The following is a 20,694-nucleotide window of genomic DNA, read 5'->3' on the forward strand; positions in this document are numbered from 1 at the left end:
CACCTTGTCGACGGCGCGATCTCTCACGCCGACGGGGTGGTGTAGCGGCGGTCGATTCAGCTCCGTCGCGAACTTCGGGCCCCGTGTAAACGGTATCGAAGCGGAATCTATCTACATATCTGATACCGTATGATACGACGAAAATATCTGATTTAGAACTATTTTATCTACGGCGAAGTGACGCCCGCCGAAGCCGTCACTGCGGGCTCGACTTCTCGACGGAGATCGGAGGGCGGGTTCCCATGAGGACGGCGTTCGTAACGGCACCGATCAGGATCACCAGCGCCCCGAAGTAGAGAAACGTGATCAGGAGCACCACCCCACCGATAACGCCGTACAGGTCCTGTGTCGACGAGTACGTGACGTAGACGCCGAATCCGGCGTTGAGGAGCGTCCATCCGACGGCTGCGACCACGGCTCCCGGGAGGATCATCTTGACGGACACGTCCGCGTCCGGGAACACGTAGTAGATGGGGACGAACACGACGGAGAGGCCGAAAATCAACGACACCTCTCCCACCACTTCCGAGAATGGAGGGTCCGGGACGAAACGAAGGGTCAGCCCCACGGCGAGCACCGCTAACAACGCAATGCCGAGAGTCACCAGCACCACGACGCCGTTTTTGAACTGAGTGGTGAGATCGCTCTTTCGCTGGGTGCCGTAGATCGCTGAGAAGGCCGTATCGAGCGCGCGGAACACTCTCAGTACTCCCCACAGGAGAACACCGACGCCGAGGATCGACAGACCCGTTTGACTGCCGGCTTGGCTGATACTGTCCGCCAATAGGGACTGTCCTGCCGGCGTGAGGTAGCTCTCCGTGACGCCCTGAGTGTAACTGGCCAACGGTTCGCCACCGATCACGGACGCCGCGATCACCAACAGTAGAACGAGAGGGAGCAGCGAGATAAACGCCGAATACGCGATGCTCCCCGCCATGAACGGGACGTTGTTAACTCGGGCTTCGTGAACGATGCCCCGCACGATCCGGGCCGCGCGTGTCGCCGTGTGAGTGAGTTGGGAACTCATGCGCTGTGTCTCTGCGCGTCAGTCATGCGGGGATCGCTGCCCGGCTTGCGGGCAGTCGAACGGCTGAGCGTTCGGTGCAGTCAGACGCCGGTTCGGCCGAGAGAACGTACCGCAAGGATCGTCTTCGGCGGCGCAGAGCGACGCTCACTGTCGGTATTACACTCCGGCCGACGACTCCGAGAGCATCTGTTCGACGAGGTGCGAGTGCCCACGGCGAAGCCGTTCGGAGACGGCTTGGTGTGACACGTCGAAATTCGTGGCCAGCTCCGCCAGCGTCGCGCCCCGCGGAACGCTGTAGTAATCGGCCTGGAACGCGTGGGCGATGGTGCTGTACTGCGTCGCCGACAACCCGCCCTTGTCGCCTTCTCGACGAGAGAGGTTGCCGATGCGAGCGAGCGACAGGCCGATACCGTCGTCACACCACGTTTGGAACGTCCCGGACGCCGTCTCGCGGTCGGGAAACAGGATCCGGAACGTCCACCGATCGGACGTCCCTCGGGCGCCGAGCACCGAGCCGTCGGCCTCTGCGAACTCGTCGATGAGACACTCCGCGCGCGTCGTCCAATCGACCGAGTACAGGTCGCGACCGTCGTCTCTGGAGAGACAGTTCGCTCGTTCGGTGGACGGATCGTTTCGCATAGCGGCCTCCAGTCGGTCCGGCTGGTTCGTCGACGCCCAGAGAAACGGCGCCGTACACGCCGAATCGTGGATGGCGAAGCGAACGAACTCCAGTTCGACGTCCGGGACCCGCTCGATGGCCTCCGCGAGCACGAACTGGTCGGTTGGGACGGTGACATCCACGACGGTCTCCATATGCACCCACTGTCCGTGAAGGGGTTTTAGTATAAACAGCGTAGGCGACTCACCGATCGCGATCGCTGAAGAGACGGAAATCGGTATCCGTGGGCCGTCGCTCGCGCCCGAATACTCTCGTCTTATTTTTCGTACCGCGCTGTTACATCGAACTGGTCGCCCGACGTGAGGCCGTTTCGCGGCGCCTCGCTGCCGGGCGAACAGCGAAATATGACCGTGCCTACCCGAGGTAATGACTGTACTTACCAGCGTTCACGGAGTGGCGGTCAGTACGACCTCGAGTTGGTTCCCGGATCGGGGCCCGCCGTGGGAAGCGCAGCTGCCGTCGCCGCGATGCCCACCCTCTCAGGCCGGAAACATCGAGTACTGGGTTTCCTCGCCGGTCAGCTTTCGGACGTCCGCCTGTAGCCGATCGGCCTGTTGCAACCGTCGCGTCCGCGCCTCCGAGTCGCTGAGCTGCGACGGTCCGCGTAGACTCGACGAAAGCGGTCTGTACGCCGCGGTGTCGAATCCCAGATCCCGGAGATACGAGTCGACATCCGGGTGTTCGAGGCCGGATTCGATCGCTCGCCGGCTCAGGCCGCGGAGGGTCTCGAACTCGGGGATACGGATACGGTCCTCCCCGATATCCGGCGGTCCGTACTCGACGGAAGCCGTCCGCGTGTGCGAGACGAGAGCCTCGACGTCGGTCGCGAGCCGGATGACCTGGCTGGGGAGCGTGGCGTCCGGTGCCCGCCACTCGACGGTCGGCTGACACTCCCGAAGCCGGACCGGGTTCAACACCGTATCCTCGGGCGCGAACAGCTCCTCGACCGTCTCGCGAGACACTCCTCTCTCAGCAGCCAGCCGTTTGAACCGGTCGTACTTCTCGTCGACGCGACCTCGCCATTCCGCGAGGCTGTCCGCGTAGTCCCACAGCCCGGTGTAACAACGGAACTCGTCCCCGCACTCCGTTCGGTACGCGAGTGCGCGAGCCGAATTTGCCCCACGCGTCCCGGTGTAATAAGGGGAGGAACTCACCAGCGCGAGCGCCGGGTCGAGCGCGGTCAGGAGGTTGAGCTGGTCGATGACGTTCCCCTGCTCGAAGTGTATGTGCGTTCCGGCGCAGTTCTTCGCGCTCTGGACGCCGCCGCCGTAGATCGCCTCGAAGACCCGTCCGCGCTCGCAGTTCGCCGGGGCGTCCGACGCGGTCAACGGCGTCCCGAGCGGGACGAGGCGTTTACCGGCGCGCTCCGCCGCGAGGATCGCCGTCTGAAGCGTCGACTGGAGATCGCGCCGCAGGCCGCGCTCGCTCGTGTGTGGCTCCGTCTTCACCTCGATGAGCGGGTTGATAAACTCGGGCTCGATCCGCCGATGTGCTTCGGTTATATCCGTACCGTCACACAGCCGTCCCGTCTCGTCGACGACCCACAGTTCGAGTTCGACTCCGGTGCTGAGTGTGTACATGGGTTAGAGTTGTGTCGTCTGGGTCGCTTCGGTGGTCCGATTCTCGGTGTCGTATGCGACGAGCCCGGCCGACGCCGTCAGCTTGGCCGCGATTCGCTCGACGACCGTCGAGGCGTCCATCGGGCTCGACTCCCCGGAGATCGCCGCCGGATGACCACTCTCTGTCCCTACGTGGACCCGGGCAGCCAGCATTCGTTCGGACATACTTGGTCTCCGAGAGGAGATATCGCCGAGAGGTGTGTGAACGCTCCGCCTAAGATTGTTGAATGGCGCGGTGCGGGGCGTCCACCGCCCGCCGTAATTGCCCGTCGACGGCGAATCTCCCGATGGCTCCCGCCGGGTTCCGGTCTCAGGACGGGATAAACGGCCCGACGGAGACGGTTTGTCGAGCGACGGTCGCTGCCCGGAGAATGTACGCGACGAACAAGGCCAACGGAGCGACGATGGTCCCGATTCCGACGCTGACGACGACGGGGAGCACCGTCATCGGGAGCGTGGCGGAGTTCGTCCGGTAGACGAGCGTCACGGCGATCGCGCCCACCAAGGCGGTCACCCCTGAGTAGACTAGCAGCCGCGAGAGCGTCGCGAGATCCCGCTGGATGGCGATCGTTTTGTAGAACTGCCGGATGACGGCGATGGACTCGAGGAGCTCCTCGATGGTCTGGAACTCCCTCGAGACCTGCTCGGGGATCGACGCCGCGTACTCGTTCCGCAGATGGTGGACCGCGGTCATGTTCTGCGCGTATTCGGTTCCCAGAACGGCGCCGAGAACGGTGTTCATCCCCGTGTCGGCGTCGAGATTCGCGTCGAGACTCTCGCCGTACGCGGCGAGATCGCGCAGCGCGCTCGTGAGCTTCGTCGGGGGATCCCAGTCGGTCCCCTCGCCGATCGCCACCACTCCGCGGGCGCGATCGGTCAGCGTCGTCGCGATCAACGAGAGGAAGTCCGCCGGGTCGTTGGGGCTCGACGGAACTTCGGCGATCGATTCGACGGTCTGTCGCAGTTCCCGCGACCCGTCGAGCCTGTCCACCAAGACGGTGATGGACCCGAACACCCGGGACAGAACGAGCTGGTTGATCGAGAGGGCGATGGTGAGGAGCGTGATGATCCCCGAGGTGAGGCCGCTCCCGAAAAGGCTCGCCACGGAGCTCCCCGGACCGACCGCCAGCACGCCGACGGCGACGAGCGTCCACACGACGCCCGCGACGCCGAGGGCAAGACAGCCCGCGACGGCTCTCCGGTCCCCTTCGAAGAGCACCCAGTCCGCCACGCGCTCTCGTACCGTGTCGGCGTCGTCGACGGAACTCACCGTTCGAGGCTCTGATGTCATACGGTACACACGACCAGAGTACGGATAAACACCCGTGCTGACGCCGTCATCCGAACGTCGACAGCGGAGCGACGGCTCGGGTGACCGACTCCATAGATCGCTGCCGACGAACCGGAATCAGGTCCTAAACGGTGGTTCACACGAGATCGATCGATACGTCGAACGCTCTCCCGCTTCGGAAGTTCCGCGTCGGCGTCTTAGCTTCCGTCCCGAACCGGGAACGCCACCTCGACGGTGGCCTTGTACTCGGTGATCGAGCCGTCCTCGACTTTCGCCGTGTGGTCCCGGATCTCGACACCGCTGATGTTATCGACGGTCTTGCTCGCCTCGCTGACCGCCTCGTGGGCCGCGTCTTCCCACGATTCCGTCGAGGTTCCTAGCACTTTGATGATTTTGACTGCTGTCATGGTGTCCGCATTCGCCCATGCGACGTACCTTATTAATTATAAATCAGTTACCGGATTTCAGGCGGGCTTACCGAGAACCAGAGCCCACCATGGCGCGGTCACGTCACCGCGACGTCACACTCAGGGGCCCATCTCCTCGCAGTCGGCACACCGCCACAGCAGGTATCCTTCGTCGAACTCCTGTCCCGGCACTCTCTCTGGACCTTGACTATCGAAGGCGGTACATATGACCTTGAAAACGCATGCAGAAGTCTTAGCCTCGAAACCGTTCTTGATCGGACCGCGATGCAAAACGATGTGACGTTGACAGCGGACGACGAGGAGGACTACGTGCTCGACGCCTCTCGCATCGAGAGCGTCTCCGGCAACGGGAGCCATCTGCAGAGATAACGCCGCCCCACCGGGCTTTCACCGGTCTGTCTCCCGCTGAACACTTCTTTTCAGCCCGAGACCACGACACGCCGACGCACGATACCGGGCGACGGAAACCAATTCAATGGTAACAAAGAACACAGCAGATCACCCCGTGGAATCAGACGACGCGCGGTCGACACGTCACGCTCCCGTCGACACCGATCGAGATCCCTCGAGCGGTGCAGTATCCGAGGGCGTCGAGCGGGAGCCTCTCGATCCATCATCTCCGGACGACCGGAGCGGAGACGTGGCTGTGCCGCAGATAGACGTCGGCGTCCTCATCGCGCACTCGCCGGGCGCGAGCGTCGATCCGCTGCGGTCGTTCGCCGAGCGGATGGCCCGTGACGGCGTCGACGAGCTGGCGGCGGCCACGGACGCGGCTTGGCGGGTCCACTGTGCCGAACCGGACCCGCTCGCCGACGGCGCCCCTCGACGGCCGTCCGAGTTCCTCGACGAGGCCGCACTGCACATGGTGAAACGGCCGTACGACCTCGTCGTCGTCGTGACCGACGTGCCCCTGACCACGCGTGAGGAGCGATCCGTCGAGGGGCTCGCGTCCCCGCTCGCCCGCGTCGTCGTCGTTTCGACGCGACGGCTCGTTCGGCGACCCGGCCGGGAGACGGTCCACGCGCTCGACTCGGCGGCCGTCCGTTGGAACGCCGCGACCCTCCTCGTACACCTCTTCGGACACGTTTTCGGTGCGGATCACGGCGACGGCGGCGTGATGGCTCCGTTCGCGTTCGACCCCACCCGGCGGAGCGTCCCGTCGTTCGACGCGGACATCACGACCCATCTCAGAAAACTCGCCACCCGGATCCCCGAAGACGACGTCACGCGAGGGCGCCTTCGACGGCTGGCATTTCACGCGGTCAGCCTCGCGCGGAACCCGTGGCCCGTCGTCTCGACGCTCCTACAGAGCCGCGCACCGCTGCTCCCGTTCTCGCTCCCGCGCCTCTCGACGGCCGCGGTGACGCCGACCCTGATCCTCGTGTTCAGTGCCGAAGCGTGGGACGTGGGGCTGAACCTGAGCAACCGCACCACCGCGCTGTTCGCCGCCGGGAGCATCATCGCCGCCGCCGTCCACCTCCTGTACGTCCAGCGTCTCTCCTTCCCGCGCGAGCGCAGCCAGGTGATCACCGAACACATGGCGCTGGTGAACGTGACAGTGTTCCTCATTCTCGTCGTGGCGATGATGGGGCTCTTCGTGCTCGTCGGGTCGATCATGCTCCTGATCGAGCTCGCCGTCTTCCCGCCGAACCTGATGACGAACTGGCCGAGCCTCGAGGACCCCACGGTGGGGCTCGTCGACCTCGTTCGCGTTGGCGGGTTCATCAGCACGCTCGGCGTGCTGTCGGGCGCCCTCGCGGGCGGTATCGAAAACCGGATGGCGCTCCGGCATCTCGCGCTCTTCCGTGACCGGCCGTAGGTGGTCCCGGTCGCGTGAGGTCGGAACCGTTCTCGAGACGGCCAATACATGTTGGCGAAATACTATTACTGCTGGTCGGAGAACGGTAAGTGTGACAACAGGATTCATCGGTTCGGTAGTCGCATTCGCTGTCGCCCTGCTGATCGGAGGGCTCGCAATCTACATCAGTGCCCGCGTGATCGCGGACACCGACGACTACAGCCACGCCGTTATCACCGCGCTTGTCGGCGCCATCGCGTGGGCGCTGACGGCTTGGATACCGCTTTTCGGGCCCGTCATTGCGCTGATCGTGTGGATCGCCGTCATCAACTGGCGGTATCCGGGCGGCTGGCTCCAAGCCGTGCTCATCGGCCTCGTCGCGTGGATTTCGGCGCTCGTCATCCTCTTCGTCCTGAACGGGTTCCTCGGGCTCGGGATCGGCGCCTTCGGGGTTCCGGGGGTGTGATCCGATGCGACCCATACAGCTCCTCGGGACCGCGTGGACGGTCTGGAAGCTGGCGAGGAGGCGACTCGGCCCCGTCGGCGCCGTGCTCGTCACCGCCGCAGTCGTCGGCGGCTTGGTCTACCTCCGGCCGCGATTTGCCGGGAAAATTCCCGCACTAGGAGGGGCCGCGGACGCGGAATAAGCGGAGTTCCATCCCGGAGTTCCATCCTTCCGAATAGCGGACAGCCGGGCCGTGCTATCCGGGTAGTCAAAGCCGCGACCGTGACGGGGAGTTCCTCGAACTCGTCGAACTGCGATCAACGCGTTACGCGATACTCCTTTTTAAGCACGAATTACCGTCACACCTCGACGGTCGGTACTATCAGATACTGAGCGCACTTTCACGTAGGACCCGGTTACTGACTCGCGGCCGAGTCGATATCCCGTGACAACGGAGATGTCGTCGCAGATAGTGCTGTTCAGCCCCAAACCCGGGCCGGACGGTTCTATCACTTCGTAGCTGTACAGTTGCAGTGTCCGCGATCAAGGAGGTCGTTGACGGGATACTGCGAGTTGCACTCCGAGCAGTAGACTCGGACCTGCACGGCAACGGACGGGGCTCCGACCGCTACGTGCCCCTGTCGCTGGAGCCGAGTGATCTTGTCTTGGACGATCGCTTCCGTTCGAGCGCTAAAGCGTTGAATGCTCTCCGCTTCCTGACTGACTCTGTTCCCCTCGGCCCGCTCATACTCGGCGTTCCGATACCCTTTCAGATACGTCCGCACGGCTTGGTAACTGACGAACTCGTCTCGAAGCGGTCCGACGTCGACACCCGCCCGTTCGAGCCGGCGAGTGGCCGCAACGCGATCACCGGGGGTCACATCCTCGTCGGTGAGGAGCCGGTAGTAGTTCGCGGCTTCGCCGTCAAGGTCGGCCATTCCAGCCTCACGAATTGCGGCACGCAGGAGTTCTCGGTTGAAGTGGGCTGCGAGCTCTCGCAGGCTCCACCGATCTTCGTCTCTCGTCCACAGGTGCTCGAGCTCTTCGCCGAGTGACTGTAGCTCGTACTCCCGCAGCAGACGGGCGACTTTCGACTCTCGTCCGGGCTTGGACGAATTTCGGTCGGGATCGGACACGCTCGTGTATTGGGGTACGAATTGGTAAACGTATCCATCACAACAGATCTGTTGTTAGTAATTAGGTTCTACTCTCGGTCGAGAGTAATCGAGCCGCTCACGTGTTTCACACCGATCGCGTAACGCGCCTGTACTTGCTATCGGATCGACCCGAGGTCGGGACGTCTGAGAGCCGCTATCTCCTCGAAGTATAAGCCATCGTGATCCGGTTCGATCCCGCCCTCGATTAGCCCTGATCACCGTTCGAGTTGGACGGGTCCCACGGTGACGCCGGCACCGTGCCGTCGCCCGCGGTCGTCTCGAACACCGCTTCGAACAGCGTGCGTTCAGCCCCTCGGAAGTGCTCACTGAACGTCGCCTGAGTGACGCCGAGGAGGTCCGCCACCTCCTCACCGGTACTCTTTCGCGGCCAATCGAAGTAGCCCGCGTGGAACGCCGTCTTGAGCACGGCCCGTTGCTTCTCCGTGAGCTGGTTTTCGAACGCCGAGTGGAAATCAGCGATCGCCGGCTCGTCGCGGGACACCGTCCACTGGGCACGGAGGGTCGCGTCCGCGTAGTGGTCTTGGACGAGTTCGACCAATCGGTGTTTGTCTCGTCCCGGCGGCACTTCGACGACGAACTGAAATTCGCCGTCGGCGATCGTGACCTCGGTCACGAGGAACCCGTGTTTCGCGAGGGCCGGTATCAGCGTCTCCCCCCAGTTCATGGTGAGTTCGACTTCGTACGTCTCAGCCTCAGGTGAGAGAATTCGGAGGTCCTTGACCAGCGTCGAGCGACCGACGACCTCCGCTAACTCTTTTTTGGAACCCCCTTCGGCGCTGCCGTACGCGAGAATACCGGGGTCGGTCTGAATGAGATGCTCGAACTCAAGGGTCCATCCGTCTGCCGAGGCTGTGACGAGGTCGTCGGTCTCGCCGTCTCGACTGAACGTCAACTGGAGCATCGTGTCACTCGTGAGAGCGTCTTTGCGTTCGACGGCGGTAATGGCGTGGCCGATGATCGCTCCTAACCGCGAGAGATTCTCTCGGTCGGTATGAACGAAGGCGTTCGGCGACTCGTCGTAGACGGCTAACACGCCGTAGCAGATATTTCCGTAGGCGACGGGTATCGCGACCATGGTACGGTACCCACACGTTCGCATCTGCTCTCGACACTGATCGAACCCGGGGGCCGTTTCGATGTCTTCGACGACCTGTACCTCCCGGGTGCGAACCGCTTCGGCTTCAGGCCTCTCACCGTCCGTCTCACCGTCGGACGGAATCGCGGCGACGTCGAACCCGCAGTCGGCAGGCGCGGATTCACGGCGGGAGAATCGATCGGCCGAGTGATCCAGGTCACCCATCCAGGCGAAGTCGTACGCGTCGGGTTCGACGAGTCTCTCGCAGACGGCCCGTTCGAGGTCCTCGCGCGTCGATTCCGTGATGAGTGCGTGGATGACGTCTTGGTTGATTCTGTAGAGCCGATTGAACGCCTCCAACCGCTCGCGCTGGCGGATTCGCTCACGCTCCTGACGAGACTGCTCGATCGCGTACTGAATCGAATGGACCAGCAGGCCACCTGTCACCTCGTCTTTCACGAGGTAATCGCGGGCGCCGTGCTGGATCGTCTGTATCCCGAGATCGCGATCGTCCGGTCCCGTGAGTACGACGACGGGCGTGAGCTCAGCCGCGTCGACGACACTGACGAGCGTGTCGAAGACGGTGCTGTCGGGAAGCTCGAGGTCAAGCAGTATCACGTCGACGGCTCGTTCAGACAGTCGGTCTACCCCCGCCGTGAGCGTCGACTCGTGGTGGACTGCCGACTGAGTGGGAGACGATCCGTCGAGATCGATTCGTCTGAGGTCTGTCTCCGCGTTGTCGAGCATCTTTTTCACGAGTCGCGCGTCGCCGGGGTCGTCCTCGATGAGAAGGACATCGAGCGTGTCGTCACTCATACTCCCTCTCGACTGGCGGGAGCCGAACGCCCTCGAACCAGAAATCTTCGGACTTCTGGACGGTGTCGATGAACTCGGACGGATCCACCGGCTTCGTCATGTAGGCGTTGGCCCGCGGCTCGTCGGACTTGACGATGTCCTCTTCGGCTTGGGAACTGGTCAACGCGATCACCGGAATACGCGTCAGCTGAGGCGACGCCTCGTGCAGATCTTCGAGGAACTCGTCTCCGTTTTTCCCGGGAGAGGTTGAGATCGGAGAGATTGAGATCGGGTCGCTGGACGTCCCTAGACGCCACAGGCGACGCTTGATGAGCGGGTGGATACGTCACGTCGTCGAACAGAAGTGACGCGTGCGCTCCGAGTAATTCGCTCTGATAGACTCCGTCACCCACCGCAGTAGCGATGTGCCGGGACCGCCGGCGAGCTACGGTCTCGACGGTATCCGCAAAAAAATCCCCGTCGCTACTACTTGGCGATGGGCTCATGATAGTCGCTTATGGCCCCAGCGCCATTTAGATACACACACCTTACTAACAATATTATCGTGTCTACTCGGTCGTCACCCCCTTCAGCAGACGCAGTTCATCCGAAACAGAGAGTCACGCGACGGCGCTTATCGCGCGGTTAATCTCGTGGGGCCGGCTCGGTACGCATCGAACTCATCGAAATCCGGGGGGACTGACACCGACGGCGAACGCGTTACCCCGGTCACGGCTTCCAGTCTCCCTCCTTGTCGCGGTCGTACATTTCTCCAGTGGCCTGTCGCTCTCGCGGCCAGAGCGTAATCGCCGCCGTGAGTCCGTATACGAATGTGACCGCGCCTACCACCACCGATCCGGGTATCTGAACCACGCTGGCGGTGGCGAGGGGCCCCTGATCCGCCGAGAACACCGTGAGCCGAACGATCCACGCCACCAGCAGAACCGTTTGGAGCGGCAGGTATACCCGGTGGTATCGGCGGGAGTACGCCTCGAGGAAGGGTATCTTGAATGCGGGACGGCGGAGGTCGGTTCCGAGTTCCGTCCGCCAATCGTCGTGGTCGGCCCGGTTTTCGGGGTCGATGGCGGCGGCGAACACATCCCGTTCGAGCAAGCGTACCCGGGCGCGCCACACGTCGTATCGCTGGTATCGCCGGCTCTCGACGACGTGGAACATCAGCACAGTCAGCATCCCGATCAACAAGAGGTAGTGAGGGTTGTCGGGGCTGGAGAACACCCACGTCAACACGGCCGCGATGATGGTCACCGTCCAGTTCGTCGTCTTGTCGAGGCGCCCCCGCCAGGTGGTCACCCTGTCCAGTTCACCGCGGTAGAGTCCGACCAAGGCGGACGAGACGTCGTCGATCGGCTCGTCAACGATCGGCTCATCGGCTGAGGACTCGTCAGTATCTTGGGTATCTGACATACAGCGTTGCGAGTACGCACAGCAAAGAGCGTTCGGGTGCCGGGAGCGAATCCGCCCAGTGGGTTTGTGCCGGCGGCCGGGCTGATGCCGGTCCCCCTCGATTTCTGCAGTCCGCGAAAAGACGGCGGACCGCCCGACCAGCGGGCTCGGTCTGTATCAGTATATTGGGCGCAGGGCTTTGCCTCTCTCTCCCGTATTGGTACTATGGAATCGAACACCCGTCGGATTACCGGCGTGTCTCAGCGGGTCGGTAACTCATGAGACCGGCACGCGTAATTCGCCGGTGGCGCGACTGGTTTCCGACTCCGACGTCGGAGGGTGATTTCAGCATCGCTCGGTGGGTGTTGCTGGAGGCCAACCGGTTGGCCGTCACCGGAGCGCTGCTCACGTTCGTTTTCGTTTCGTTCGTGCTTTTAGGCACCGTCTGGACGTTCGAGATGCAGAACCTGCTGACGGAGACCTCAGCAGTCCAGACGATACTCAACACCCTCCTGAGCGGCATGATCCTCCTCGTCTCGATTGTCGTGTCTATCAACTCCATCGTCCTCTCGCACGACATGAGCTCCGTCAGCAATCAAGAGGATCGCGTCGAGGGAGCGTCGAGCTTCCGCAGAGAGCTGAGCGAGCTGTCCCGGCCGGATGAGAATCCGTCCGATCCGACGTCGTTCCTGAGGGTCATGTCGCGGACGATCCGCGAACGCGCCCAGCGACTCGACGACGACGGGCTCGACGCGGACGGCACCGAAGAGATCCGGACCTACGCCTCGTCCGTCGCGGAGATGGCCGACAAGCTCGGGGCCGTCGAGAACACGGACGGGGCCGAGTTCGCCGTCCTCTGGAAAGGAATGGAGTTCAGGTACGGCGCGCAGATGGAGCAGTCTCGGACGCTCAGATCGGTCCACAAAAGCGCGGGGACTGATCGCCTCAAAGATCAACTCGACCATCTCACCGACGCATTGGAGTTGTTCGCCATCGGGAAAGAGTACTTCAAAACGCTCTATTACACCCAGGAGGTGTCGAAGCTCTCACAGACGCTGTTGGTGATTACTCTCCCGGCCATCCTGATCAACGCGTCGATGATTCTCGCCATAAACGCCCAAATTCTCCCCGACGTCTGGGTGCTGGGTGTCCCGCCGCTACAGCTGTTCGTCGCGGCGGCGTTCACCGTCTCGCTCGCGCCGTACGTCGTGTTGACCGCGTATATGCTCCGGCTTTCCGCAGTCGCACGGCTGACGTCGTCCGCCGGAATCTTCTCGCTGAACTGATCCCCGACGGCGGAAGGTGTCACCCCGCTTCGCGGTCAGCGATAGACGAGCTGTAGACGATTTGACGCCGATCCGCCGAGACCGTGGATCCCGGGGGTCGTGTTTCAATGCCTTTCAGGGGCAAACTCAATGCTTATCGAGCTCCTGACTCTTCTCTAAGCCGCTATGTCACTTTCAGAAACGGTCTCGAAGATCGACAGCCTGAGCGACGACCAACGCGACTGCATCGAGAACTGTAACGAGGCTGCGGAGGTCTGTGAATGGTGTGCCGACGAGTGCCTCGGTAGCGAAGAGATGGAGGAGTGCGCTCGGCTCTGTCGAGACGTCGCCGACCTCGCGTCTCTCCACGCGCGCCTCATGGCTCGGGGTTCGAGCTATAGCACCCACCTTGCCCGGGCTTGTGCTGAAGCGTGTGAAGCGTGCGCCGCGGAGTGCGAGCGCCACGACGCCGATCACTGTCAGGTCTGTGCGGACGTCCTCCCGAAATGCGCCGAATCCTGCAGGAGCATGATCGACAACTGAGCGGCGATCACGGCGTCGACGTCCGCCGACGAGGAACGCGACGGGTCGCTACCGATCACCGACCGGGCGGTGTCGGTGTTGCGAGGTCGAATGACAACCGAAACGCGAGATCGACACCGGTTACCGGTCCGAACACAGCGTCACCAGGCGTTCCCCCACAACGATCGGTGTCAGAGAAAGCACGTAGGCCAATGGCAGTTACCCCTAGAGGGTAACCGAACTGTGTGATGTCCTCTCTGACAGGCGGTCACAAATCGGTCGTCTGGATTCTTATCGGTGTCCTGCTCACAGTGGTGGTGTCGCTTATCCTGTATTCGTTCATCGGGGCGCTCGTGGTCGGTGTTTTCCTCTACTACGCGACGCGACCGATCTACCGATGGGTGGATCAACGGACGGGCCACCCGGATCTCAGTGCGGTAATTACCCTCTTGACAGTCGGCCTGCCGGTACTTCTTATCTTGGCGTATGCGGCGTTCATCGGGATCCGCGAGGTTGATCAGTTCTTCGCGGTCGCAGATCTCGGACAGCCCAGGACGGTGTTAGAACCCTATGTCGACCTGGTGTCGGAAAATAGCGAACAAGGAGTACTCGGTGTCCTTCGTAACAACCTCGCGAGGGTGGGCGGGTTCGCCGCTGGAGTCATGACCTGGCTGTTGCGTCTCTTCGTGATCTTCACACTCGCATTCTACCTCCTCCGTGACGACCACAAGATCGAACGCTGGTTCCGGCGGTGTTTCGAGAACCAACCCTCCGCCGTGACCTTCATGGAGCAGGTGGACGACGATCTCACGACCATCTACACGGGGAACCTGATCACGATCGGAGCGAGCGGAATCCTCGCCGTCATCGTCTACTACGGGCTGGATCTCGTCGCTCCGGCCGGGACAGGTGTTCAATTTCCAATCCTCTTAGGACTCCTGACCGGTGTAGCGACGCTCATCCCATCCGTCGGGACGAAACTCGTCTACTTCCCCTACACCGGTTATCTCGTCTGGCAAAGCGTGTCGAGCGGCGAGACCCCGCTGTGGTTTCCGGTCGTCTTCTTCCTCGTGACGGTGGTTGTCGTCGACACGGTTCCCGACATCTTCATCAGATCCTACGTCTCGAAGGGCGAACTCAATATGGGCTTGATACTCCTGATGTACGTTCTCGGTGCGGTGGCGTTCGGCTGGTACGGCGTGTTCGTCGCCCCGATCGTGCTCGTCGTGTTCATTCACTTCGTCCGGGACATCCTCCCAGTGCTCCTCGGATCGGAAGCGATGACCACGTGAAAAAGCGGTTCGTTGGACGATCCCAATCTCGAACGCTGTCTCACGGCTGTTTTGGGAAGAGTCGCTCTGACCCACCCGCTTGCAGTTTCTACGGGGTGGGCGTATAAGCATATAAAATATTATAATTCTGTAGACATACTACAAAAATTATATTTAATCCCGCTCCGATTTTCGGGCCGTTCGTATCTGATACCGCGGTCACACGTGTGGCCGTCTCGTTATGCTGCAATCACATCACCAGTGGCGCCGCCACGACTCACCGTGAGAAGAGCGTACCAGCGCAGATAACGCTCACGGCCTCCCAAGAGTCGAAACCCTCTGTCAGCGACGGCTGGCTGGTGTTTCCCATGCATAGGAAGCCTCGCCGTTTGCGGCGAGGAGGACGTCACTGCTGATCGTCGAACCGGTTCACGGTCGCAGCTATCGCACGGTGAACCGGACGCCGACTGGACCCGACCGTAGATCGGCCTTACGTACCTGTCGGTGAACAGTAGATCGAACCCAATCAGCCCGACATGACAAGAATAAAGGTAGCATGAATAACAATATATAATACTAGGAAAGAAACGTGGGACACTGACCGTCATCAACAGCGGCGGTGTGCTTCTCGCTCCACAAGTTCGACGTCGATACCTCGTGTACGCGTTACGGTCCGGGCGTTGTCTGTGCGACGTCCACGGGGAGGGCGTCTAATATCGTCTCGACCTGTTCGTCGGACTGATACCGGACGGCGTTATTCTCTCGATCGTAGTGGACGAGTCCGTGTTCGTCTAACTTGGGCAGATGCGTGTGGACCAACTGGATCGAGAGCTGGTCGCGGTCTGGATGGGCTGCGGTCGGCGAGGCGGGCTCGTCCCCGTATAGGTGATCGACGAGGTCCTCGACCGTCGTTTGTCCAGCGGTCTCTGCTCGCAATCGACAGATGATCCGTCGCCGCTGTCTGTCCGAGAGGAGTTTAAGATATGTGTCGAACTGAGTGGTCCCCATGATACCGGATAGTACCGGGTAGACCTCATCAAATAGTGACATTCTCACAGTCACCCGGTTTTTAATTAAGCGAGTAACACAACAGCGACACGCTCTTTCCCCCTCATGAGGCCCGCGATAGGCGGAGAAGGCCCCCGTCTCTCACCGCAGAAGTCCGTCAGGAGTCCGTCAGGAGTCCAAGTCGTCGGCGTTGAGCCGCCACGTGAAAACGGCTTTCAAAACGGCGACCAGGCTGTTGGTCTCTCCTTCGCCCCAGATGGCCGTCTCCGAGCGCTGATCGGACGAGGTCGTGTCCACGCCGTTCACGAGTGCGCTCACGAGCGTCTTTCGTCCGTCGATCATCATGAGCCGGCCGGCCGGGGTCTCCGACCAGACCCACAGCGACTCGAACATCACCGCACCGGGGATCTCGTCTTGAATACGCGCCTGTACGTCGGCCGAAACCCCGCCGAGCTTGACGGAGACGCCACGCGCTGCGGCGTCGCTCAACGCGTCGATCAGGTCGTCGGTGAGCAGTTCCTCGACGGTCATGTAGACGATCTCCTCTGTCGCGCTCTCGAAAAACTCCACGACTCGGTGTGTGACCGCCGTCTGCCCGTCTACCGTCCAGACGCCGCGCTGTTCGGCCTGCCGTTCGATCGGTTCGAGTTCGGTCAACGCGGTCCGCAGGGTCTCGGTACGGTATCGGAGCTCGTGTTCGAAGGTCCGACTCGCGGTCTCGGCGGAGATCGCCCAAAATTGCTTGGGCGAGGACTGCTGCACGTCGACGAGCCCCCAGTTGCGTAATTCGTCGACGGCGTCGTACACGCGGGTTCGGGGGACCTCCGACACCTGACTGACGTCTCTGGCCGTCGCGGTGCCGAGGCCGGCGAGCGCGACGAACGTCCGCGCGGCGTACGAACTCAATCCGAACTGTTCGAGCTGCTCGACGGCAGCGGACTGCGGGTCTTGGGTGGGGTCGGGGTTCATCACTGAGGTGGGATTCGCTTCGGATCCCGCCACGCGGGTGGCGAGACGGCACGCAGCAGCGAGCGGTTGGGACGCAGTGCTGCGCTTCGCGCTAATTGGAGCGTACGTGTCCCCGCCAAATATAGCTGTTGTGATTAACTGGGTGAAATAGTATCGAGCGGTTTCTCCCCGGCTCGGATCGATATTTCCCAATAAGAGATAGTTATCACTCTCAGAATCACAATAACTTTCGTCCATTTCGCCCACAGTACGCTGAACTCTTCTCTGTGAAGGCTCCGCCGCTGTGAGTGCGACCGATATTATTATTTGAGTGACAAACCCTATCTGTATCCCGAACTAACGTTACTCTGACCCCGCTCAGACGGGACCGTTGGGACATAATGACTGCACCCGAAAACATCGAAGAGGCAATAGAAGTCTTCCAACAGCTCGGACTGAAAGAGTACGAGGCGCGGTGTTTCGTTGGCTTGTTGCGGGTCGAAACTGGAACCGCGAAAAAACTCAGCGAGTTGACCGAGGTGCCTCGGACCAGGGTGTACGACGCGATACGGGTCCTCGAGGCACAGGGGCTGGTCGAAATCCACCATTCCAGCCCACAGCGGTTCCGCGCAGTTTCTCCCGAGGAAGCGCTCGCGACGCTCCGCGATCAGTACGAGGAGCGCGTCGAGCGACTCCATGACGCGCTTGACACAGTAGAGATCATCGAACAAAGCGAAGAAGAGCCGGTCCAGCAGGTGTGGTCGATGTCCGGAAACGACGGGATCGAAAATCGAGCCGAAGAGCTCATCGATACGGCGGCCGACGAGATCGTGCTGGTCATCGGCGACGAGTCGCTCCTGACCGACGACCTCGTCGTCACTCTCAACGGGGTCGAAAACGACGTCGAGTTGCTCGTCGGCGCGTTAACGGAACCGCTGCAAGAACAGATTCAACACGCGGTCCCCGACGCCACGACGTTCATCTCCGGACTTGAGTGGCTTCACGGCGCGGACGCGAGCGAAGACGAGACCGCGATCGGCCGCCTGCTGCTGGTCGACCGCTCGACGATCCTGGTGAGTTCGATCATGCCCGAGACAAAAGCGGAACAGGCGATTTTCGGGGAGGGATTCGGGAACGGACTCGTCGTGATCGCCCGGCGGCTCATGTCGCAGGGGCTTCTGACCGCACAAGATCCCGCCACGTAACTCCTCGACGGAAGCGGGATGCGCCCACTCAACGGTCGTCCGGCGGCCAGATGTTACTCAATTAATCATCACTCACTACATCGTGAAAATGCAGCGTGTTTTATTCTATTGACACGAATGTGCTACCAGCGATGAGCAATCACAAGAAGGGGCGGTTCAAGCGCGTCGCGAGCGCGCTCGAGCACGTCCACAACGTTCGACGGGGTCACTGACGTGTCGAGAAAAGCCGAGTGGGAGGTCGACGTAGGCGTTCGAGAGACGGTCGACGAGAGCGGCGAGACCGACGACGTCGACACCCGGATCGACGAGTGCCGAACACGTACCAACGCACAGCGGTTCGCCCACCGATCATGAACGCATCACAGCCCGCAAACGAACTCGCCGCGACGCTGGACGACGGCGCCGTCGCGCTCGGCGTACTCGACAACACGTACAGTCCGACACTCGTGGAGTTCTACGGCGAACTCGGCGTGGACTTCATCTGGCTCGATCTCGAACACGGGGGACCGGACCCGTGGGACGCGAGTCAGCTGGAGGACCTCCTCCGCGCAGGCGAACGGACGGACGTCGAACTGCTCGTCCGGCTGCCCGATACGGACCCGACGCTCGTCCGGAAAGCGCTCGATCTCGGTGTGAGAAACGTGCTCCTCTCCCGGGTGAAAACGGCCGAAGAAGTCCGGGACGCGGTTCGATCTTCTCGGTTCCGCTACGACGGGGGCCCCGGCGACCGGGGACTGGCGGCACCGCGGGCTCGCCGCTGGGGGCTCGCTGACGAGTATGTCGCCACCGAAGACAGCGAGACCCTCGTGGGGGTGACCGTCGAGAACGAGGCGTCCGTCGAGAACTTGGATGAAATCCTCGCCGTCCCGGAGCTGGGGTTCGTCTTCATCGGTCCCCTCGATCTCTCGGTGTCGCTCGGCCATCCCGGTGAGATCGATCATCCGGACGTGCAGGACGCCGTCGAGACGATACGGTCGAAGGCCGTCGACGCGGGTGTCCCCGTCGCCGGTCTCGGGTTCGGGATGGACGATGTCAACGAGAAAGTGTCGAACGGCTACCAGATGGTGAACCTGGGAAGCACGACCGGAGCGATCCAAGAGACCGTCACCAGCTGGTTCGACGCCTACGAGCAAGACGATGCGTAAACCACCTCGGACGGCCCGCTCACGGGTTATTCCGTTCGATCTTTGAGAACGAACGGGAGCGCCCTTTTCACGCGAACGAGAGTTCCACCTTCGCGACGCTGGTTGGAAGAGATAAATACTTGTTTCACGGCAACATATAGCAAACCATGAATGGGTCAAAACACGACCCGGATCAGCGAGATCACGTGGAGACGGAGGATCTCACCTCGAGATTGGCGGAGAGCCAATTCTATCAGGCGCTCACCTCTCCCCACCGGCGACGACTCCTTTTTTATTTGCTTGAAAATGAGGAGGGCACCGTCGAAGATCTCGCGTCCGTCCTCAGCGGCTGGGAGGCCACGACTACGGGGACGATGCAGACGTCAGCGGACCGATCGGCGATCCGCGTTCAGCTCCTCCACAACCACTTACCGCGACTCGCCGACGCGGGACTGATAGAGTACGACGCGCAGGCCGGCACCGTACAGTGCGAACCGCTTCATCAACGAGTTACGGCGATCATCCGGCAGAGCGTGGAGGCGGAACGGCTCGCGCACTCGGAATGACGCTCGCCTCGCTGATCGACGAGCATCGAGCACGAAAGCATCAAATCGTCGTCTACAGCAGCGGTGCGCGTCCCGAGATCGAAACGTGGCTCGCCGATCACGGCGTTGCCGTCGAGTCCCGATCGCTTCCCGTCGGAGGCCCGGACCCGTTTCTCGAGATCAAAACCGATGGCGAGATGGTGGGTATCATCGGAGCGAACGCGGTCGAGGCGCTGCTCGAACCACCGATCCGTCGCCCCGGCGATCGAAGCGAGGTCTCCGAGGGATACCGAGTGCTCTTCGAGATCCTCGAGCGGACCGTGTTTTTCGGGATGAACCGCCGCGACCTCCTCGCAGTCAGTCGAGAGATCGAAGACCGCGCCTTCCGCGTCGGGGAGGGCACCCTGTGGGTCAGCTTTCAGACGCTTTCGACGTTCAGATCACAGACGGAGGTGTATCGGACCCTCGGCGCCGAAACGGACCTCGAGATCCATATTTTCGGCGTCGAAGACTGGACTCCTCCACCGATCTCCGGAATCACCTATCACGCCGAAGCGGCCGCGCGATTCGAACCCTACTGGGTCCTCGCGTACGACGGCGGGACTGACGAGGCGCAAGCCTGCGCCTTAGTCGCTGAAGAGCATGCAAACGGATACACCGGGTTCTGGACGAACGATTCGGCGACTGTCGAGAACATCGCAACGACGTTCAAGGCAGTCCGGTGAAACGGACTCGAGCGGGCGGCGAACCGGACGGGCCTGAAAAAGTGTGAGGCCCGTTCGAGAGCCGCCTCCGTGAAGCGCTACTGGTCGTCTGCCTCTTCTTCCTCTTCGTCGTCGTTCATCCTCCTCATCCGACTCGATAAACGGACTGACAGCGTCGAGAACGTCCTATTGAGAGGTTGACGAGTCGAATGCGTCCCGGGAAGAAGGACTTGCCGTTGATGTCGTTGAGAAGGGCGGTGTGGCGCGCCTCGACACTGTGAATCGACAGGGCGACGCCCAGGAGATCCAAACTTTCGACGAACGGCAGTGATTACCCGAGTATCTACAAACCGCGTCGCGGAA

Annotated in this window: 22 protein-coding genes and 1 pseudogene; 11 read left to right on the forward strand and 12 right to left on the reverse strand. The window is 61.8% G+C overall.

Annotated elements, in window-relative coordinates; translation table 11 throughout:
- Nucleotides 1-196: 196 nt before the first annotated feature.
- The 6 genes from C461_RS00570 to C461_RS00590 all read right to left on the reverse strand — a co-directional run bounded on the left by C461_RS00570 (nt 197) and on the right by C461_RS00590 (nt 5,023).
- Nucleotides 197-1,027: a YihY/virulence factor BrkB family protein gene (locus C461_RS00570; protein ID WP_007997678.1), complete on the reverse strand. Its 831-nt coding sequence runs from the start codon at nt 1,025-1,027 to the stop codon at nt 197-199.
- Nucleotides 1,028-1,183: 156 nt separating this feature from the next.
- Nucleotides 1,184-1,840 carry a helix-turn-helix domain-containing protein gene (locus C461_RS00575; RefSeq protein WP_007997680.1) on the reverse strand — a complete coding sequence of 219 codons (657 nt, stop codon included), beginning with the start codon at nt 1,838-1,840 and terminating at the stop codon, nt 1,184-1,186.
- Between the two features lie 345 nt (nt 1,841-2,185).
- Nucleotides 2,186-3,286 (reverse strand): glutamate-cysteine ligase family protein, encoded by a 1,101-nt coding sequence (locus C461_RS00580; RefSeq protein WP_007997682.1) that lies wholly within the window; start codon nt 3,284-3,286, stop codon nt 2,186-2,188.
- Between the two features lie 3 nt (nt 3,287-3,289).
- The gene (locus C461_RS15235) at nt 3,290-3,490 is read right to left on the reverse strand and encodes a hypothetical protein (protein WP_152418273.1); all 201 of its coding nucleotides are present in this window, start codon (nt 3,488-3,490) and stop codon (nt 3,290-3,292) included.
- Between the two features lie 145 nt (nt 3,491-3,635).
- Entirely contained in the window at nt 3,636-4,616 is a 981-nt protein-coding gene (locus C461_RS00585) for a hypothetical protein (protein ID WP_049906143.1), read from the reverse strand.
- 197 nt (nt 4,617-4,813) lie between these two features.
- Nucleotides 4,814-5,023 carry a dodecin family protein gene (locus C461_RS00590; RefSeq protein ID WP_007997685.1) on the reverse strand — a complete coding sequence of 70 codons (210 nt, stop codon included), beginning with the start codon at nt 5,021-5,023 and terminating at the stop codon, nt 4,814-4,816.
- Between the two features lie 667 nt (nt 5,024-5,690).
- Between C461_RS00590 and C461_RS00595 the strand changes: the two genes are divergently transcribed.
- The 3 genes from C461_RS00595 to C461_RS15620 all read left to right on the forward strand — a co-directional run bounded on the left by C461_RS00595 (nt 5,691) and on the right by C461_RS15620 (nt 7,489).
- Entirely contained in the window at nt 5,691-6,863 is a 1,173-nt protein-coding gene (locus tag C461_RS00595; protein WP_007997686.1) for a hypothetical protein, read from the forward strand.
- A gap of 91 nt (nt 6,864-6,954) precedes the next feature.
- Nucleotides 6,955-7,308: a hypothetical protein gene (locus tag C461_RS00600; RefSeq protein WP_239639071.1), complete on the forward strand. Its 354-nt coding sequence runs from the start codon at nt 6,955-6,957 to the stop codon at nt 7,306-7,308.
- 4 nt (nt 7,309-7,312) lie between these two features.
- The gene (locus C461_RS15620; RefSeq protein ID WP_156062176.1) at nt 7,313-7,489 is read left to right on the forward strand and encodes a hypothetical protein; all 177 of its coding nucleotides are present in this window, start codon (nt 7,313-7,315) and stop codon (nt 7,487-7,489) included.
- 307 nt (nt 7,490-7,796) lie between these two features.
- Here C461_RS15620 and rdfA read toward each other — a convergent pair whose 3' ends face one another.
- From rdfA to C461_RS00620, 4 genes and pseudogenes are all read right to left on the reverse strand, one after another.
- Nucleotides 7,797-8,423, reverse strand: coding sequence for a rod-determining factor RdfA (gene rdfA, locus C461_RS14920; protein WP_080506228.1), 627 nt, complete (start codon nt 8,421-8,423; stop codon nt 7,797-7,799).
- A gap of 226 nt (nt 8,424-8,649) precedes the next feature.
- On the reverse strand, nt 8,650-10,356 hold the full coding sequence (locus C461_RS00610; RefSeq protein ID WP_007997689.1) for a bacterio-opsin activator domain-containing protein: 1,707 nt from the start codon (nt 10,354-10,356) through the stop codon (nt 8,650-8,652).
- Nucleotides 10,349-10,640: pseudogene (locus C461_RS16265) on the reverse strand (response regulator); the annotation flags it as partial. The gene C461_RS00610 and the pseudogene C461_RS16265, both read right to left, overlap by 8 nt.
- A gap of 424 nt (nt 10,641-11,064) precedes the next feature.
- Nucleotides 11,065-11,760, reverse strand: a complete 696-nt coding sequence (locus tag C461_RS00620) for a DUF2270 domain-containing protein (RefSeq protein ID WP_007997691.1) — start codon at nt 11,758-11,760, stop codon at nt 11,065-11,067.
- A gap of 257 nt (nt 11,761-12,017) precedes the next feature.
- On the opposite strand from C461_RS00620, the gene C461_RS00625 reads away from it, so the two are divergent.
- The 3 genes from C461_RS00625 to C461_RS00635 all read left to right on the forward strand — a co-directional run bounded on the left by C461_RS00625 (nt 12,018) and on the right by C461_RS00635 (nt 14,818).
- Complete coding sequence (locus C461_RS00625) at nt 12,018-13,025, forward strand: hypothetical protein (RefSeq protein ID WP_049906150.1); 1,008 nt, start codon at nt 12,018-12,020, stop codon at nt 13,023-13,025.
- 165 nt (nt 13,026-13,190) lie between these two features.
- Nucleotides 13,191-13,547 (forward strand): four-helix bundle copper-binding protein, encoded by a 357-nt coding sequence (locus C461_RS00630; protein WP_007997693.1) that lies wholly within the window; start codon nt 13,191-13,193, stop codon nt 13,545-13,547.
- 227 nt (nt 13,548-13,774) lie between these two features.
- The gene (locus C461_RS00635; RefSeq protein ID WP_007997694.1) at nt 13,775-14,818 is read left to right on the forward strand and encodes an AI-2E family transporter; all 1,044 of its coding nucleotides are present in this window, start codon (nt 13,775-13,777) and stop codon (nt 14,816-14,818) included.
- 645 nt (nt 14,819-15,463) lie between these two features.
- Here the strand turns inward: C461_RS00635 and C461_RS00640 are convergent.
- A complete protein-coding gene (locus tag C461_RS00640; RefSeq protein WP_049906151.1) occupies nt 15,464-15,847 on the reverse strand; it encodes an ArsR/SmtB family transcription factor in 384 nt (127 codons plus the stop codon).
- A 126-nt stretch (nt 15,848-15,973) separates the two neighbouring features.
- The gene (locus tag C461_RS00645; RefSeq protein WP_007997697.1) at nt 15,974-16,774 is read right to left on the reverse strand and encodes a TrmB family transcriptional regulator; all 801 of its coding nucleotides are present in this window, start codon (nt 16,772-16,774) and stop codon (nt 15,974-15,976) included.
- A gap of 380 nt (nt 16,775-17,154) precedes the next feature.
- On the opposite strand from C461_RS00645, the gene C461_RS00650 reads away from it, so the two are divergent.
- The 5 genes from C461_RS00650 to C461_RS00665 all read left to right on the forward strand — a co-directional run bounded on the left by C461_RS00650 (nt 17,155) and on the right by C461_RS00665 (nt 20,352).
- The gene (locus C461_RS00650) at nt 17,155-17,958 is read left to right on the forward strand and encodes a TrmB family transcriptional regulator (protein WP_007997698.1); all 804 of its coding nucleotides are present in this window, start codon (nt 17,155-17,157) and stop codon (nt 17,956-17,958) included.
- Nucleotides 17,959-18,171: 213 nt separating this feature from the next.
- Nucleotides 18,172-18,312, forward strand: a complete 141-nt coding sequence (locus C461_RS15625; protein ID WP_156062178.1) for a hypothetical protein — start codon at nt 18,172-18,174, stop codon at nt 18,310-18,312.
- The gene (locus C461_RS00655) at nt 18,309-19,103 is read left to right on the forward strand and encodes an HpcH/HpaI aldolase family protein (protein WP_007997699.1); all 795 of its coding nucleotides are present in this window, start codon (nt 18,309-18,311) and stop codon (nt 19,101-19,103) included. The genes C461_RS15625 and C461_RS00655 overlap by 4 nt, the downstream gene beginning before the upstream one ends.
- Nucleotides 19,104-19,288: 185 nt before the next feature.
- Nucleotides 19,289-19,648, forward strand: a complete 360-nt coding sequence (locus C461_RS00660) for a DUF7344 domain-containing protein (protein WP_007997700.1) — start codon at nt 19,289-19,291, stop codon at nt 19,646-19,648.
- Complete coding sequence (locus C461_RS00665) at nt 19,645-20,352, forward strand: DICT sensory domain-containing protein (protein ID WP_007997701.1); 708 nt, start codon at nt 19,645-19,647, stop codon at nt 20,350-20,352. The genes C461_RS00660 and C461_RS00665 overlap by 4 nt, the downstream gene beginning before the upstream one ends.
- Nucleotides 20,353-20,694 lie beyond the last annotated feature (342 nt).

This window comes from Halorubrum aidingense JCM 13560, assembly GCF_000336995.1.
Lineage (GTDB): Archaea > Halobacteriota > Halobacteria > Halobacteriales > Haloferacaceae > Halorubrum > Halorubrum aidingense.